Below are 16,177 nucleotides of genomic sequence, written 5' to 3' on the forward strand. Positions count from 1 at the left end.
AAGCGGGGCCCCTCTCGCGAAGGGCCCCGCTCCCGCCGCAGGACGATCAGACCTGGCCGGCCTTCTCCAGGGCGGCGCAGCAGGTGTTCACCAGCAGGCGGGTGACCACGTACGGGTCCACGTTGGCGTTCGGGCGGCGGTCCTCGATGTAACCCTTCTTGTCCACCTCGACCTGCCACGGAATGCGCACGGAGGCGCCGCGGTTGGAGACGCCGTAGCTGTACTTGTTCCACGGGGCGGTCTCGTGGTGGCCGGTGAGGCGCAGCTCGATGTCGGCGCCGTACTGGGTGACGTGCTCCATCGGCTTGTCACCCTCGCCGAGCGCCTCGCAGGCGGTGATGATGGCCTCGTAGCTCTCGCGCATGGCCTTGGTGGAGAAGTTGGTGTGCGCGCCGGCGCCGTTCCAGTCGCCACGGGCGGGCTTGGGGTCGAGGGTGGCCTCGACGCCGTACTCCTCGGCGGTCCGGTAGAGCAGGTAGCGGGCGACCCACATGTGGTCGGAGACCTCGAGCGGGCCCGCCGGGCCGATCTGGAACTCCCACTGGCCGGGCATGACCTCGGCGTTGATGCCGGAGATCGCGAGGCCGGCGGCGAGGCAGCGGTCGAGGTGCAGCTCGACGATCTCGCGGCCGAACACGGCCTCGGCGCCGACACCGCAGTAGTAGTGGCCCTGCGGGGCGGGGAAGCCGCCCTCGGGGAAGCCGAGCGGGCGGCTGCCCTTGAAGAAGGTGTACTCCTGCTCGATGCCGAACCAGGACTCCTGGGCGGCGTACTGCTCGGCGATCGGGCGCAGCAGGGCGCGGGTGTTGCTGACGTGCGGGTCGCCGTTGATCTCCTCGACCTCGCACAGGACCAGCTTGTTGTCGCCGCCGCGGATCGGGTCGGGGCAGACGAACACGGGGCGGAGCACGCGGTCCGACGAGTGACCCTCGGCCTGGTTGGTGCTGGAGCCGTCGAAGCCCCAGACCGGAGGCTCGGCTCCGTCGGCAAGGATCTTGGTCTTCGAGCGCAGCAGAGCCGTGGGCTCGGTGCCGTCGATCCAGATGTACTCAGCCTTGTAGCTCACGGCGGTCCTTTCGGGGTTTTTCTCAGCCACGCCGAGTCTTATGGATGGCCGTTTCCCGGTTTTTGCCCGAATGTGAACGCCGTGTTAAGCGGAACGTTTTACCTCGCTGAGGTCACCGCTCCCGCACGGTTCCGTCGGCCGCGACTGTGAGCGTCACCTGGGGAGCGCCTTCCCCGCAGTCGGGCCCGTTGGGGAAGGTGGCCCTCGGCGTCACCCTGATCGTACGGGTCAGCACCGGCTCGGAGCCGCCGTCGCCGAGCGTCAGCCGTACCTCGACCGGCCGCTTCGGCAGCCCGCTGATCGTGCCGAACCCGAACTTGCCGCCCGTGCGCACCGCCGTCGCCGAGCAGGCCTCGCCCTCGCAGGTATGCCCGGTCACCCGCGTGGACGGCATCAGCTCACCGCTCGATCGCCTGCACGCGCCGTCCCAGCAGACCTCCATCGCCAGGTGACGGGCGCGAGCCGCGACCGCCCGGTCCACCTCGACGTGGACGCCCTCCAGGCCGGCTCTCAGCGTGCAGGGCGCCTGGCCGTACGAGCAGGCGGTCAGGCAGGCGAGCAGGAGGAGGGTGAGTCTGAGCACACCCGTAAGACGTGCGGCGGCCGTGCCCGGTTCAGGGGGCGAAGGGGGCCAGCTCCGGCACCGTCGTCCCGTCCAGGATCGAGCGGGCCAGCGCGTCCCCCGTGAACGGCGCCATCGTCAGCCCCGCCGCGCCGAACCCCGTCACCACGTGCAGCCCGTCCTCCCCCGGCAGCGGCCCGGCGATCGGCACCTGCTCCGACGGCAGCGGCCGCAGCCCGACCCGCGTCTCGATGAGCGTCGCGTCCGCCAGCCCCGGCGCGATCCGCAACGCGTCGGACAGCACCTGCCACTGCCCGCGCGCCGTCACCCGCGCGTCGAACCCGCTGCCCGTCTCCCTGGTCGCCCCCACCGCCACCCGCGAGTCGTCGAAGGCCACCATGTAGTGGTGCGACAGCGGGTGCACCGACGGCCAGCCGCTGGTGTCGACGCCGTCGAGGCGCAGGTGGGTGATCTGGCCGCGCTGCGGCTCGACCGCCAGGCGCAGGCCGCGGGGCTCCAGCAGCTCGTTGGCCCAGGCGCCGGAGGCCACCAGCACGGCGTCGGCCTCCAGCACGCCGGAGTCCACCTCCACCAGGGGCGGGCCCTGGGGGCGCAGCCTGGCCCGCCCGCGCACCTGCCGGGCTCCGTGGTGCACCGCGCCCTGGAGCAGCGCGTCGCGCATGGTGCGCCCGTCCACCCGGCCGCCGCCGGGGACGAACACGCCCTCCAGGGTGTCGGCCAGCACCGGGAACAGGGCGCGTACCTCGTCGTTGCCGATGCGCCGCACCTCGCCGACGATCCCGCCGGCGTCGCGGGCGCGCGCCTCGACCAGGGCCTGCGCCTCGTCCAGCCGCGCCGGGTCCTCGTGCACGAGCAGCTCGCCGGTGCGGCGGTAGTCGGTACGCTCCACGCCCGCCTCGGCCAGCAGCCCGATGACCTCGGGGTAGTAGGCGGCGCCGGCCGCGTACAGGTCGTAGAAGGGCCCCTCAACGGCGGAGGCCCACGGCGCGATGATGCCGGCGCTGGCCGCCGTGGCCTGCCCGGCCTCGCCCGAGTCGACGACCGTGACGGCCGCGCCCCTGCGGGCCAGCGCGAAGGCGGCGCTCGCGCCGGCGATGCCGCCGCCGATGACGATCACATGCATGATCTCCTTCCTACCGCACGGCGCATGGGCTCCGGCCCACCGGGTACCACCTGCGACGACACGCGTCCGCAGTCGCCTCCCCCACGACGGCCGGCACAGGGAGCCTTGGTGCACGTTTCCGCCGCGGTGTGGTGGCTGACGATCCTGGGGATCGTCGGGCTGCTGCTGTTCGACTTCTTCTTCCACGTCCGCAAGTCGCACGTGCCCACGCTGCGCGAGGCGTCGATCTGGTCGGCCCTGTACGTGGGGATCGCCCTGCTGTTCGGCGCCGGGGTCTGGATCTTCGGCGGCTCGGACCCGGGGGCGGAGTACTTCGCCGGTTACGTGACCGAGAAGGCGCTGTCGGTCGACAACCTGTTCGTCTTCCTCGTCATCATGTCGAGCTTCAAGGTGCCGCGCGCCGACCAGCAGAAGGCGCTGCTGTTCGGCATCGCCTTCTCGCTGCTGGCCAGGAGCGGGTTCATCCTGGTCGGCGCGGCCCTGATCAACATGTTCTCCTGGGTGTTCTACCTGTTCGGGCTCATCCTGCTGCTCACGGCGGGCAACCTGCTCAAGCCGGAGGGCGAGGAGAGCCACTCCCCCGACAACCTCATGGTGCGCGTGGCCCGGCGGCTGCTGCGCACCAGTGACACCTATGACGGCGACAAGCTGTTCACCGTCCAGGACGGCAGGCGGGTCATGACGCCCATGCTGCTCGTCATGATCGCCATCGGCGGGACCGACATCCTGTTCGCGCTGGACTCGATCCCGGCCATCTTCGGCCTCACCCAGAACGTCTACCTCGTCTTCACCGCCACCGCGTTCTCCCTGCTGGGGCTGCGGCAGCTCTACTTCCTCATCGACGGGCTGCTGGACCGGCTGATCTACCTCTCCTACGGCCTGGCCTTCATCCTCGCCTTCATCGGGGTGAAGCTGATCCTGCACGCGCTGCACGAGAACAACGTGCCGTTCGTCAACGACGGCGAGCCGGTGCCGGTGATGGAGATCAGCACGGGCCTGTCCCTGTCGGTGATCATCGGCGTGCTGGCGGTCACGGTGGTGGCCTCGCTGGCCAGCGCCAGGGGCCGGGCGCAGAACACGGTGTCGACGGTGCGCCGGCACGCCCAGCAGTACCTGGACGTCGAGCACGACCCCGAGCTGCGCGCGGAGCTCTTCGCCAGGCTGCTGGCCGGGGAGGAGCAGCTCAGGCGGCTGCCGGAGAAGTTCAGGAGGCAGATCCGCGATGAGGACAAGCTGATGGCGCTGCTGCGCCGCGCCCACGAGGAGCACGACCGCGAGTGAGGCCGGCACGAGCGGGCCGGGGCGCTCGCTGGAACGCCCCGGCCCGCACGCGGCCTTCCGGTCAGGTACGGCGGTCGGTGCCGTTGCCGTCGTAGCCGAGCAGCCGCATGGCCGTGTCCGGGTCCATGGCCGCGGCCAGGAGCTGGGCGCGGGCGTGGGCCTGGTCGCGTTCGTGCTCCGCCTTGGCCTGCGCCGTACGGATGCCCTTGATCGCGACGAACGCCAGCCCCGCGCCCACGATCCCCGCGACGACCACGACGAACAGCAGGAGCAGCAGCCCCGGCGAGGCCACGCCGGACGCCGCGGACCCGGAGCCGTTGCCGTTACCGCCCGCCAGCGTGCCCGTCACCGCGAGCGCCGCGATGATCGACAGCACCACGAGCCCGAGCAGGCTGGCGATGACCAGCCAGATCCGGCCCACGGCCCGCCGCGTCGCAGGCGGCGCGGCGGCGGGGGCGGGGGCGCCCACGACGACGGACACCGGCGGCTCCGCCGGCGCGGGCGGCTGGGCGGGGCCGGCCCAGGGCACGAACTCCGGCCGATCGGACTGCTCGGCGGGCAGGCCCGAAGCGGCGACCTGGCCCGAAACGGCAGCCGAGCCCGAAACGGCAGCCGGGGCCGAGGCCGCGGGCGGCGCGAAGGTGACAGGCGGCCCGGAGGCGGCAGGGGGTTGCTGCGCGAGCGGCACGGGCGGCCCCACGGGCGGGGTCAGGGGAAGAGGCGCGCCCGCAGGCGACGGCGGCGGCCCCTGGGCCACCGCCGCCGAACCGGGCCCGGGTGCCTGCAGCACAGGCGGCGAACCGAGCCCAGGAGCCTGGAGCACCGTCGGCGCGGTCTGGACGATCACGGCGCCGGGAGCGCTACCGAAGGCGGCCGGCACCGCCTCGACCGGCTCCTGGTGCCCCGGCAGCTCGCGGTCGATCCGGCTGTGCTCCTTGTGCGCCCTGACCGCGTCCCGGTGGTAGTCCTCCAGCTCCTGGTAGAGCTCGTCGGAGGCGTAGATGCTGCCGTCGAGCAGCGGCCCCGGCTCCCCGCGGATGATGGCGACCACGTCGTCGCCGTTGAGCGTCTTGTGCGTCTCCAGCGCGTGCGCCAGGCAGAGCACCTGCCTGCGGTGCTCCTGCAGCAGTTCCTCGGTCTTCTCCAGCAGCCGCACCAGGTTGAACTCGATGCGCTCGCCCAGCACGTCGGGCGTCATGTCGGGCTGGTTCCTGCTCGGCTCCCTGTCGGTGATGCCGATGGCGCCGCCGCCACCGGCCTTGCGCACGGCCTTGCCGCCCATGATCTCCAGCTCCTGGAGCGCGGGCAGCGACGTGACGCCCGAGCCCATGCCCCAGTACGACTCCATCATCGCCGTCAGGTACGTGGCGGAGTACAGGTCGCCGGAGACGCCCGAGGAGTTGTCCTCGCCGAAGAACATGCGCTCGCCCGCCAGCGAGGCCAGGGAGACCATGATGTCCGCCTCGTGCTCGGACTTCCACCGGGTGAACTGGTCCTCGGGCTTGATCGAGGCGACCATGCCCAGGTAGTCGGCGCCCTTCTCGATGGTGGCGATGTCGATCTCGAGGTGGAAGCGGGTGACGTAGGCGACGACGGCGTGGCAGGCCTCGTGCACGGCCACGGCGTGCCGCTCGCGCTCGATGTACTCGACGTCCTCGGGCGGGCCGAGCTGCTTGAGCCGCTTGGCGCGCAGCACGTCCGACCAGGTGATGACCTCGCGGCCGTCCCTGATGGCGGTGATGAGCGACTCGTTGACCAGGTCCTTGATGGTGGCGCCGGTGGCGTACGGGGTGATCGTGGCCAGCTTGTCGATCTGCTCGGGGGTGAGCTCGTGCTCGACCTTGTCGAAGTAACCCTGGTAGGTGCGCACCCGCCCGGCCTTGGACGGGTAGCCGACCTTGTAGATGCGGTCGATGCGGCCCGGCCGCAGCAGCGCCTCGTCCAGCGCGTCGGGCCGGTTGGTGGCCATCATGACGAGGATGCGGTACTTGGGCGGCGGCTTGGGCCGCATGCCGAGCAGCCGGCGCACCAGCCGGTTGAAGAACCCGCGCGGCTTCTTGAGCCCGGACAGCTCGGTGAGCAGCGCCTGCAGCGTGCCGGGGTCGCCGCTGTTCATCATGCCCCCGCCCATGAAGAAGCGGTCGCGCAGCCCCGGCTCCTCCTCGGCGTGGCGCCCGCCCTTGAAGGCGAGCACCTGGCGGGTGGCCTCGGACAGGTAGTTCATGCCGTGGCAGCCGTCGAGGCCGGAGTGGCCGGCGAAGCCGCCGCCCTGTCCGGGCGGGCCCTGCTGGGCCAGCCTGCCGCGCTTGCCGAGCGAGTCGGCCTCGTCGAAGAAGACGATCACGCCGCCGTACCGCAGGGCCAGCTTGCGCAGCTTCCTGAACAGCGACTTGACCTTGAGGATGCCGATGCCCATGAACATGTTCGTGAACGCGCCCGGATCCACGAACACGTACGGCTTGCCGGTCTCACCGGCGACGGCCTCGGCCATGAGGGTCTTGCCGGTTCCCGGCGGGCCCCACAGCAGCAGGCCGCTGGGGACGTACCCGCCGCGCCTCTCGATCTCGTCGGGCCGCTCCAGGAACACGATGTTCTCCTGGACGCGCTCGACCACGTGGTCCTGGCCCCACACGTCGTGGAAGCGGGTCTTGATGTCGTCGGGAAAGTACGTCTCGACGCCGCCCCTGGACAGGAACCAGAACAGGCCCACGAACTGGATGATGATGACGAAGAACAGGAAGACGATCTGCAGGAGGAACGGCAGCGCCTGCCAGAGCAGCGCGGGCGCCTGGAGCAGCGCGGTGAACGGGCTGACGTCCAGCACCGCCCCCAGCACCAGGGCGATCAGCGTGACGAAGAACACGATCTTGAGCGCCCGCGCCAGGCGGAACCGCGTCCAGTCGTCGAAGCGGCGGTGCGTCCAGCGTTCGAACCCGCCGAAGACCTTCTGGCTCCAGAAGCGGTGGTAGCCCGACCAGTGCTCGCTGACGAAGAAGTGCAGCTGCCTGATGATCTCCGCGCCGAGCAGCCAGAAGATCCACTGGTAGGCGATCGCGATCTGCTGCGCGGCCTCGGGGAAGGAGATGACGCCCTCGAAGTCGGCCATCACCTTCCAGGTCAGGACGAGGTAGGCCAGCACGAGGACGACGAGGAACTTGCTCCGGTCCCAGAGCTGCATCTTCTTCCTGGTCACGGATTCGGGATCATTGGGCCCGCTGCCGGGGGCGCGCAGCCCTTCATGGTGAATCGTGGTGGTCAATGATGCTCCCTCATCCGGGCAGCCGGAGCAGCTTGAACGAACTCGCGATCTTGTCGAACTCGGCGGTGCGCTTCGCGAAGCAGACCGACTGGCAGCCGATGAGCATGACGGAGACCGTGGCGCCCTTCTCGTCGAGGATGGCGGTGTGGTCGAACGTCTGGACGTCGTTGCCGATCTGGTAGTTGAAGCGGACGCGGACTCCCCTGGCGCCGCCGTCGAGGGTCAGCACCTCATCGCTGATGGGCTCGAAGCGGTTGAACATGGGCGGCTGGTTCATGGCCATCGCCTGCTGCAGGTAGGCGGTGCGCATCTCCTCGGTCACCGGAAGGATGAAGTCGCGCAGCCTGTTCAGGGAGATCGAGTCCCGTTGCTCCTCGGTGAGCTGGTGCACGGTGGCGTAGACGAACGGCTCCGTCGAGCCCAGGAGATGGTTGACCGATGGATCCGCTGACTGGTCGAAGGCCGTCGACCAGACCCGCTGCGCCCGCAGCAGCGCGGCCTGCGAGCGGGGATGGTCGCCGGACAGGTACAGCTCGATGGGATGGGCGTCGAGCTGCGTGAACGAGGCGGGCACCCTGAAGTAGGTGGTGCCGCTCTTGTCGCGTACGTAGGTGAACTCCGGCTGTCCGCAGGCGGACAGCATCAGGACCGCGGCCATGAGCGCGATCAAAGCCCGTGTCTTTTTCACCAGGGCTTACCTCCGCATGACGGACCGACGGAGTTGTTGTGCCCGCTTTGGAGGGAAATCAGCTCGCCGTGCGGTGAGAAATCTTGACCAAATCTTGGCCAAGCATTGGCTTTACTTGTTACAGACCAAAACGGCGTCCGCGCAGGGGCTGCGGCGCTCCGCTACAACGTTCATGCAACCCCCATTGGTACATCCCGGTAAGTAGCGAAAGATATGAGGATCCCTATCGACCACCCCTGGAGCGGACCATGACAGAACCCGCGATGGAGACCGTGGACTCCTTCGGCATCACGGCCGAACGTCAGTTCGCCGACCTGTGGTCACGGTCGGTGCTGACGGTGCGGGAGCGCCGCCTGCTCCTCCTCGGGCTGCTCGTCGGCCAGGGGCTGCACGAGATGACCGACGTCCAGCTCGACGTGGCGCTGCGCGCCGGCGAGCTGAGCGAGGCCGAGCTGCGGGAGGTGGCGGTCTTCCTCACCCACTACGCGGGCTGGGCCAGGGGCGCCAAGCTGAACGACCAGGTGGAGTCGCTGATCGAGCGGGTCAGGCGGGCTCGATCCGATAGATCGGACCCTGCAGGCTGAGCGCGTACAACTCGCCGTCGGGGCCCTCCCCGAACGACGAGAGCTGATCCACCCGGCCGACCTCGGCCGAGTCCGCCACGTCGGCCGCGGGCGCGGCCCTGACCCATCCGGCGCAGAAGTCGCCGTACAGGAACTGCCCCTTCAGCCAGGGGATCCGCTCGCCGCGGTAGACGTACCCGGCGATCACCGAGCAGTTGCCGCCCTCGTTCAGCGGGTAGACGATCACCGGCTCGACGAGGTCGCGGGCCTGGCCGTCGCGGAAGCGCGCCCTGCCCTCGCGCAGGTTCCAGCCGTAGTTCTCGCCGCCCTTGGAGCTCGCGGGCTGGTGGTCGACCTCCTCCCACGCGTTCTGCCCGACGTCGCCGATCCACAGGTCGCCGGTGCCGCGGTCGAAGCTGAACCGCCAGGGGTTGCGCAGGCCGTAGGCCCAGATCTCGCCGCGCGCGCCCCGCCTGCCGGCGAACGGGTTGTCCTCCGGGATCTCGTACGGGTCGCCGCGCGGGTCGATGCGCACGATCTTGCCGAGCAGCGTGCCCAGGTCCTGGCCGTTGCCCTCGGGGTCGCCCGCGCTGCCGCCGTCGCCGAAGGCGATGTAGAGGTAGCCGTCGGGGCCGAAGGCGAGCTGGCCGCCGTTGTGGTTGGCGAACGGCTGGTCCTGCTTGAGCACGTCGCGCCTGCCGGTCGCGCGCTCGCCGTCGTAGGCCCACTCGGTGATGTGGGTGTGGCCCTGCGCGTCGGTCCAGTCGAGGTAGACCCAGCGGCCCGTGGGGTGGAACGCGACGCCGAGCAGCCCCTGCTCGTTGCCCGTGCTCACCTCGCGGGACAGGTCGATCACGGTCCTGCCGTCGGTGGTGCGCAGCCGGCCCGTCTGCTCGGCCACGTAGAGCCGGTCGTCGCCCTCGCGCACGGCGAACGCCACCGGCTGCTCCAGCTTGGCGATCTCGGTGAAGCGCAGCTCGCCCCGCTCGGGCGCGGGCGTGCTCGTCTGCGGCTCGGGCAGGCCGGTGCGCGGCGAGGGCGCGGGGGCGGTGGCCGTGGGGGCGCGGGTGGCCGACCCGGCGGGTTGCTCGGGCGTGCATGCGGTGAGGGCCATGAGGAGCATCCCGGCCACGACGAGGCGCACGTTGCCCATCCTGCCATGACCGTTAAGGTGCAGGCATGCCAACCGCACTGATCACTGGCGCGACGGCCGGCATCGGCGCCGCCTTCGCCCGTCACCTGGCCGCCGAGGCCTACTCGCTCGTCCTCGTGGCGCGCGACGAGCTCCGCCTCGCCAAGGTCGCCGACCAGCTCAAGCTCAGGTACGGCGTGGGCGTCGAGGTGCTGCCCGCCGACCTGTCGACCGAGGAGGGCCTGGCCAGGGTCGAGTCGAGGCTGCGCGAGGGCGTCGATCTGCTGGTCAACAACGCCGGCTTCGGCAACGCGGGCAACTTCCCGCACGTGCCGGTCGAGAACGAGGTCCGCATGCTCAAGGTGCACTGCGAGGCCGTGCTGCGGCTGACGCTGGCGGCGCTGCCCGGCATGCGGGAGCGGGAGCGGGGCGCGATCGTGAACGTCGCGTCCGTGGCGGCGTTCTTCACGCGGGGCACCTACAGCGCGTCCAAGGCGTGGGTGGTGAACTTCAGCGAGTCGGCCGCGAGCACGGTCGGCCCGCGCATCAGGGTCATGGCGCTGTGCCCCGGCTTCGTCCGCACCGAGTTCCACCAGCGGGCCTCGATGGACGCCTCGGGCATCCCCTGGTTCCTGTGGCTGAAGGCCGACGACGTGGTGCGCGAGGCGATGCGCGACCTGGCGCTGGGCAGGCGGGTGTCGGTGCCCGACTTGCGCTACAAGCTCATCGTGGCGATCGGCCGGCTCGTGCCGCGCCGCCTGCAGGCCATGGTGTCGCAGCGGATCGGCCGCTGACGGCCGTACGGGAAGGCCCGCGGACGGCCGTACGGGAAAAAGGGACGGGCCCCCGCCGCGGGAGGGGGTCGCGGTGGGGGCCCAGGCGGTCGCGGGCTCACGCCCGCGGCCGGGAATGTGGTGTCAGCGGTTGGCCTCGTGGCCGATCGACAGGCCGGAGGCCGGGTCGAAGAAGTGCAGGTTGTGCGTGTCGACGACCAGGTCGATGCTCTGGCCGGGGCGCACGTGGCTGCGGGCGTTGACGCGGGCGGTCCACAGGGACTTGTCGCCCGACAGCGGCAGCGTGGCGTCCTCTTCGTCACCCGCGTCGGCGGCGGCGACGGTGTCCTTGTGCTCGACCGGCGGGGCGTCGATCAGGAACAGCACGTTGATCTCGGAGCCCAGCTCCTCGGTGACCTCCGCCTTGACCGGGAGCGTGGCCCAGCCGTTGGCGTGGTTGCCGGCGGAGGCGGCGTCCTCGAAGTCGGAGGGGCGGATGCCGAGGATGATCTTCTTGCCGATGTACTGGTCGAGGCCCGGCTTCTCGGAGAAGGTCGCCTCGGGGATCGACAGCTTGATGTCGGCGAAGGTCACGGCGGCGCCGCCGTCGCCGCGGACCAGCTCGGCGGTCACGAAGTTCATCGACGGCGAGCCCATGAAGCCGGCGACGAACAGGTTGACCGGCTTGTCGAACAGGTTCTGCGGGGTGTCGACCTGCTGCAGCAGACCGTCGCGCAGCACGCAGACGCGGTCGCCGAGGGTCATGGCCTCGACCTGGTCGTGCGTGACGTAGACGGTGGTGACGCCGAGGCGCTCGTGCATCTGGTTGAGCGAGGCGCGCATGGAGACGCGGAGCTTGGCGTCCAGGTTGGACAGCGGCTCGTCCATGAGGAAGGCCTGCGGCTCACGGACGATGGCGCGGCCCATGGCGACACGCTGGCGCTGACCACCGGACAGGGCGGCCGGCTTGCGCTTGAGGTAGGTCTCCAGGCCGAGCATCTTGGCGGCCTCGTTGACCCGCTTCTGGATCTCCGGCTTGGGCATCTTGCGGAGCTTGAGGCCGAAGGCGAGGTTCTCCTCGACCGTCATGTGCGGGTAGAGCGCGTAGTTCTGGAAGACCATCGCGATGTCGCGGTCCTTCGGCGGGAGGTGGTTGACCACCTTGTCGCCGATGGCGATCTCGCCACCGCTGATGTCCTCCAGACCCGCGATCATCCGGAGCGCGGTCGACTTACCGCAACCGGACGGGCCGACCAGCACCATGAACTCGCCATCCTTGATCTCAAGGTTGAGCCCGTTCACGGCCTTCACGCCACCGGCGTAGATCTTGTCGACGTTCGTCAGAACGATGGATGCCATGACATTCCTTCGCGCTCCAGGGCGGATGGCCCGGATGGTCCCGTCAGATTCGCCCGCACGGAGCGAATCTCCCCACTCGGCGTGGATACGTTTTCAAGCATCTCACCCGAAACGGACATCGGTGTCAAGGGTTACGGCATGACCAGCCCTTGTACTCACAGGCGACTTCCAGTTTCCCGGAAACCATGATGGAATCGTTTCCATGGAGAGGCGGGCGACGATCAAGGATGTGGCCGAGGCGGCCGGCGTGGGCGTCGCCACCGTCTCCCGGGTGCTGTCGGGCGGCTCGGCCAGCCCGCAGACCAGGGAGCGGGTCCTGGCCGTGGCCGCCCAGCTCGACTACCGCCCCAGCGCGCTCGGCCGCAACCTGCGCCAGCGCCGCACCGGCGGCATGGGCCTGCTCGTCCCCGACCTGACCGACACCTTCTACGCGCAGCTCGCCGAGGGCGTGCTCGCCTGCGCCCGCTCGGCCGGCGAGCCCGTCGTGCTCGGCTCCACGGCCGGCGACCCCGAGCAGGAGGCCGAGCTGATCGGCATGCTGCTGGAGCAGAGCGTCGACCGCCTCATCGCCGTCCCCTCGGGCGAGGAGGACACCTGGGCCCCGGCGATCCGCGCGGGCATGACGGTGGTCTTCGCCGACCGCCTCCCTGCCCGGCCGTCCCCCGAGGAGGAGGACCCCGCCGCCGCGACCGTCAGCGACCTCATGCTCCTGGACGGGATCGCCGCTCCGCCGCCCGCCCCCCTGCCCGCTCCCGGCCGCTCGCCCGAGCCGCCGTCGCTGCCGTCCGTGCTGGCCGACGACCGGGCGGGCATCCGCACGGCGGTCCGCTACCTGCGCGGCCTGGGCCACAGGCGCATCGCCTTCCTCGGCGGCCCCGGCCACGACCGGCGGGTGTCGGCGTTCAGGGAGGCGGTGGGCTCGCCGGTGGACGAGGAGCTGGTCGTGTTCGGCACGGGCAGCCGCGACTCGGCCTACGCCGCCGCCTCGGGCCTGTTCCAGAGCCGCCCCGACCTGTCGGCGGTGGTCGCCGGGGGGAACGTGCTCGGCGAGGCCGCGGTGCTGGCGGCCAGGGAGCTGGACCTGCGGGTGCCGCGCGACGTGTCCCTCGTGATGTACGACGACGTGCCCTGGGCCGAGCTGTGCTCGCCGCCCCTGACCGTGATCGCCCAGCCGGGCCGCGACATGGGTTACCGGGCGGCCGAGCTGGTGCTGCGGTCGGCCGGCCGCAGGGCGCGCTCCATCGTGCTGCCCACGGAGCTCATCGTCAGAGGGAGCTGCGGCCCGCGCCGCTAGCCGGGGCCGACGCCCGCGGACCGCGGAGCCGTCAGCCGGGGGCCAGGATCGCGCCCGCGCCGCGCAGGAGCTCGGCACGCAGGTCGGCGGCCGGGACGTCGGGGAGCTGACCGATCGGGTCGGCGACGGCCGCCAGCGCCTGGGCCGCGCGTACCCGTTGCCGCCAGTCAGGGCTGGGCCCCGCCAGCAGCTCCACGGCCCGGTTCATCAGCCCCACCACCCGCGACATGATCTCGGTCGTCTCGTCGCCGTACACGGAGGCGTCGCGGAGCAGCAGGGCCATCGTCTCCCGGTGCGCCAGGATCACGTCCAGGCAGCCCTCCAGCACCGCCCGCCGCACCTCCTCCGGTTCGGCGCGGGACGACGCGGCCCCGATCACCGCCTCCAGCTCGTCGATCGGGGGCCCCACCAGGCTCGCCAGCAGCTCGCTCTTGCTGCGGAAGTGGTGGTACAGCGACGGCTTGGTGATCCCGACGCGCTCGGCGATGTCACGCATGGAGGCGGCGCGGTACGTCTGCGCGGTGAACAGCTCCCGCGCCGTCTCGATGATCCGCGACCTGGTGTCGTCCCCGGCCAACGATGCCCCTTCCCTCACGAGAGCCGTCAGCATAGCAGCGGTTGCCTACCTTCCGGTCGGTAGGCTACCGTCGCCTTCACCCTACCGACCGGAAGGTAAGGAGAAGGGAGAGCGGAACCATGACGACGATCGAGGGCACGGTGGCACCGGGCCTCGAACCGGTGCGGGAGGCGTTCGAGCGCAACTTCGCCGACGGCGGCGAGGTGGGCGCGGGGCTCACCGTCTACCGGTACGGCGAACCGGTGGTGGACCTCTGGGGCGGCCTCGCGGACCCCGCCACCCGCCGCCCCTGGCGGCGCGACACCATCGCGCCCCTCGCCTCCACCTGCAAGGCCTTCGCGTCCGGCGCGCTCCTCCTGCTGGCCGAGCGCGCCGAGATCGACCTGGAGGCCCCGGTGGCGCGTTACTGGCCGGAGTTCGCGCAGCAGGGCAAGGGCCGGATCACCGTACGCACGCTGCTCAGCCACCGCGCCGGCCTGCCGAGCCTGCACATGCGGCCCATCACCTGGGAGGACCTGCGGGACTGGACGCCGATCACCGAAGCGCTCGCGGCGGCGGCCCCCGAGTGGCCGCCGGGCACCGCGCACGGCTACCACGGGGTCAGCATCGGCCACCTCGCGGGCGAGCTCGTCCGCAGGGTGTCAGGAGTGACGCTGAGCGAGTTCCTGGCGCGGGAGATCACGGGGCCGCTCGGGCTCGACTGCTACGTGCGGGTGCCCGACGCCGCGATGTCGCGCCTGGCCACGGTGGTGGTCCCCGACGCCGAGTCCGTCCGCCTGGGCATGGAGGTGCCGGAGCTGGCCGGGTTCGTCGAGGCGCTGCACGATCCCGGCTCGTTGTCCTACCGGGCCCTGTACGGCAGCGTCGCCCTCGGCTGGGACGCGGCGAACGAGCGGCGCACGTACCAGGTGGAGAGCCCCTCCATGGACGGCGTCGCCTCCGCCCACTCCCTGGCCCGCTACTTCGCCGCGCTGATCGGCCCCGTCGACGGCGTGCGGCTGCTGGGCCCGGACCTGCTCGACCGGGTGCGCACGCCACAGGCCGACGGCATCGACCAGGTGCTGCGCGTGCGGACCGCCTGGGGCATCGGCTTCGCCGTGCCCGGCGGCCCGTTCTGGCCCGCGCCCGAGCGTCTCACCGGCCTGTTCGGGCAGAGCGGCGCGACCGGCTCGTTCGCCTTCGCCGACCCCGCACGCGGCCTGGCCTTCGGGTACGTGCCCAACCGCGGCTCCGAGCTGCTGGAGGGCGGTGACTTCCGGGTGCGCTCGCTGGTCGAGGCCCTCTACCGGAGCCCGGTGTAGCGGCGCGGCAGGATCATCACGGGGTTGTCGTCGAGGATCACCTCGGGCGGCCCGAACCGCGCCGCGACCTCCCGGATCTCCGGCTCGTCGAGCAGCAGCAGCCGCCCCCGCTCGACGAACGTCTCCCCGTCCACGACCACGGTCGGCCGGTCCACCTGGCAGTCGCAGTGCGCGAACCCGGGCCCCGTCGTGACCGGCACGCCGTCGGTCAGCCCGTCGAGGCCGCAGTAGAACGCCCCGGCGTGCTTCTCCCGCTCGAACTGCGTGCCGCCGGCGACGCGCACCTTCGGGTTCAGCCCGAACAGGGCGTGGCGCATGTAGAAGCCGCCGGGCGCGTAGCGGCGCAGCTGCTCGGCGGCGGCCCCGCCCTCGATCTTGCGGACCAGGTTGCCCTCCAGCGTGATGCGCAGCGGCTCCTCCGGCACGCCGGTGACGGTGCTGTCCTCGACGACGAGCACGCCCTCGGTGCCGGTCGGCCAGAAGTTCACGCCGCCGTACGGGAACGGCCGCCAGTCGCCCGGCCGCAGCCCGCCGGGCCCGGGGTCCTCGAAGGTGAGGCCGGAGAACGTCAGGTCCGTGCCGCGCGCGGAGGTCACCCTGATCGAGGAGGCCGCGCGGAGCCGGCGCAGCGCCCCGGCCACCAGCGCGTGGAAGACCTCCACGGGCAGCCGCGCGCCGGTCAGCAGCGCGCCGGCCGTGGCGGTCATGTGCAGGGACAGGAAGCGGACGGAGCGGGACCTGATCTGGTCGAAGAACAGCGGCTCCGTGTGCACCTCGCCCCACCAGGTGCCGCTGATCACGACGTCCGCCTCGTGGAAGGCGGCCGTCTCGATCGGCAGCGGCGCCTCGCGGTCCCAGCCTCCCGCGCTGAACGGCGGCACCGACAGGATGCGCACGTCGGCGCCGCGCAGCGTGGCCGCGGCGGCGATGGCCTGCACGACGACCGGGTCGACGGTGTGCTCCATCATCAGCAGCACCCGCTCGCCCGCGGCCAGCCGGACGTACTCGCACAGGTTGTGCACGCCGGGCATCAGCTCGACGATCGAGTACGGGGCCACGGCCGGCTCGGCGACATAGCTGAACGGCGATGCCGCATACGGATTTGTCGTCATTCGCGAGCCCCCTCGGCCTTTGCATCTCGGAGCATTCGATACCCACAGTGACGAATGCGTACCCTG

General features: G+C 71.2%; 14 protein-coding genes. 5 read left to right on the forward strand and 9 right to left on the reverse strand.

Going from position 1 to position 16,177, the window contains the following annotated elements; all coding sequences use genetic code 11:
• Window positions 1-46: 46 nt before the first annotated feature.
• The 3 genes from glnII to ACBJ32_RS14500 form a co-directional block, all read right to left on the reverse strand.
• Window positions 47-1,066: a glutamine synthetase gene (gene glnII, locus ACBJ32_RS14490; protein ID WP_375127145.1), complete on the reverse strand. Its 1,020-nt coding sequence runs from the start codon at window positions 1,064-1,066 to the stop codon at window positions 47-49.
• A 112-nt stretch (window positions 1,067-1,178) separates the two neighbouring features.
• Window positions 1,179-1,649 (reverse strand): hypothetical protein, encoded by a 471-nt coding sequence (locus tag ACBJ32_RS14495; protein ID WP_375127146.1) that lies wholly within the window; start codon window positions 1,647-1,649, stop codon window positions 1,179-1,181.
• A gap of 31 nt (window positions 1,650-1,680) precedes the next feature.
• Window positions 1,681-2,772: an FAD-dependent oxidoreductase gene (locus ACBJ32_RS14500; RefSeq protein WP_357869079.1), complete on the reverse strand. Its 1,092-nt coding sequence runs from the start codon at window positions 2,770-2,772 to the stop codon at window positions 1,681-1,683.
• A 108-nt stretch (window positions 2,773-2,880) separates the two neighbouring features.
• Between ACBJ32_RS14500 and ACBJ32_RS14505 the strand changes: the two genes are divergently transcribed.
• Window positions 2,881-4,053 (forward strand): TerC family protein, encoded by a 1,173-nt coding sequence (locus ACBJ32_RS14505; RefSeq protein ID WP_375127147.1) that lies wholly within the window; start codon window positions 2,881-2,883, stop codon window positions 4,051-4,053.
• Between the two features lie 61 nt (window positions 4,054-4,114).
• Here ACBJ32_RS14505 and ACBJ32_RS14510 read toward each other — a convergent pair whose 3' ends face one another.
• The gene (locus ACBJ32_RS14510) at window positions 4,115-7,312 is read right to left on the reverse strand and encodes an AAA family ATPase (RefSeq protein WP_375127148.1); all 3,198 of its coding nucleotides are present in this window, start codon (window positions 7,310-7,312) and stop codon (window positions 4,115-4,117) included.
• A gap of 10 nt (window positions 7,313-7,322) precedes the next feature.
• Window positions 7,323-8,000 carry a lipoprotein gene (locus ACBJ32_RS14515; RefSeq protein WP_375127149.1) on the reverse strand — a complete coding sequence of 226 codons (678 nt, stop codon included), beginning with the start codon at window positions 7,998-8,000 and terminating at the stop codon, window positions 7,323-7,325.
• Window positions 8,001-8,248: 248 nt separating this feature from the next.
• Between ACBJ32_RS14515 and ACBJ32_RS14520 the strand changes: the two genes are divergently transcribed.
• On the forward strand, window positions 8,249-8,584 hold the full coding sequence (locus ACBJ32_RS14520; protein ID WP_357869067.1) for a carboxymuconolactone decarboxylase family protein: 336 nt from the start codon (window positions 8,249-8,251) through the stop codon (window positions 8,582-8,584).
• On the opposite strand, the gene ACBJ32_RS14525 is transcribed toward ACBJ32_RS14520, so the two are convergent.
• Window positions 8,544-9,716 (reverse strand): PQQ-dependent sugar dehydrogenase, encoded by a 1,173-nt coding sequence (locus ACBJ32_RS14525; RefSeq protein ID WP_375127150.1) that lies wholly within the window; start codon window positions 9,714-9,716, stop codon window positions 8,544-8,546. The genes ACBJ32_RS14520 and ACBJ32_RS14525 overlap by 41 nt on opposite strands.
• Window positions 9,717-9,742: 26 nt before the next feature.
• Here ACBJ32_RS14525 and ACBJ32_RS14530 point away from each other — a divergent pair, with 26 nt between their 5' ends.
• Entirely contained in the window at window positions 9,743-10,489 is a 747-nt protein-coding gene (locus ACBJ32_RS14530) for an SDR family oxidoreductase (RefSeq protein ID WP_357869062.1), read from the forward strand.
• A gap of 123 nt (window positions 10,490-10,612) precedes the next feature.
• Here the strand turns inward: ACBJ32_RS14530 and ACBJ32_RS14535 are convergent, their stop codons facing one another.
• On the reverse strand, window positions 10,613-11,827 hold the full coding sequence (locus ACBJ32_RS14535) for an ABC transporter ATP-binding protein (RefSeq protein ID WP_375127151.1): 1,215 nt from the start codon (window positions 11,825-11,827) through the stop codon (window positions 10,613-10,615).
• Window positions 11,828-12,029: 202 nt separating this feature from the next.
• Between ACBJ32_RS14535 and ACBJ32_RS14540 the strand changes: the two genes are divergently transcribed.
• Window positions 12,030-13,121: a LacI family DNA-binding transcriptional regulator gene (locus ACBJ32_RS14540; protein WP_375127152.1), complete on the forward strand. Its 1,092-nt coding sequence runs from the start codon at window positions 12,030-12,032 to the stop codon at window positions 13,119-13,121.
• 31 nt (window positions 13,122-13,152) lie between these two features.
• On the opposite strand, the gene ACBJ32_RS14545 is transcribed toward ACBJ32_RS14540, so the two are convergent.
• The gene (locus ACBJ32_RS14545) at window positions 13,153-13,698 is read right to left on the reverse strand and encodes a TetR/AcrR family transcriptional regulator (RefSeq protein WP_375127153.1); all 546 of its coding nucleotides are present in this window, start codon (window positions 13,696-13,698) and stop codon (window positions 13,153-13,155) included.
• Window positions 13,699-13,817: 119 nt separating this feature from the next.
• Here ACBJ32_RS14545 and ACBJ32_RS14550 point away from each other — a divergent pair, with 119 nt between their 5' ends.
• Complete coding sequence (locus ACBJ32_RS14550; RefSeq protein ID WP_375127154.1) at window positions 13,818-14,999, forward strand: serine hydrolase domain-containing protein; 1,182 nt, start codon at window positions 13,818-13,820, stop codon at window positions 14,997-14,999.
• Here ACBJ32_RS14550 and ACBJ32_RS14555 read toward each other — a convergent pair.
• Window positions 14,981-16,111 carry a hypothetical protein gene (locus ACBJ32_RS14555; protein ID WP_375127155.1) on the reverse strand — a complete coding sequence of 377 codons (1,131 nt, stop codon included), beginning with the start codon at window positions 16,109-16,111 and terminating at the stop codon, window positions 14,981-14,983. The two genes, ACBJ32_RS14550 and ACBJ32_RS14555, sit on opposite strands and share 19 nt — an antisense overlap.
• Window positions 16,112-16,177: the final 66 nt, after the last annotated feature.

The sequence above is a fragment of the Nonomuraea sp. GTA35 genome (assembly GCF_041950525.1).
In the GTDB taxonomy this organism is placed as follows: domain Bacteria; phylum Actinomycetota; class Actinomycetes; order Streptosporangiales; family Streptosporangiaceae; genus Nonomuraea.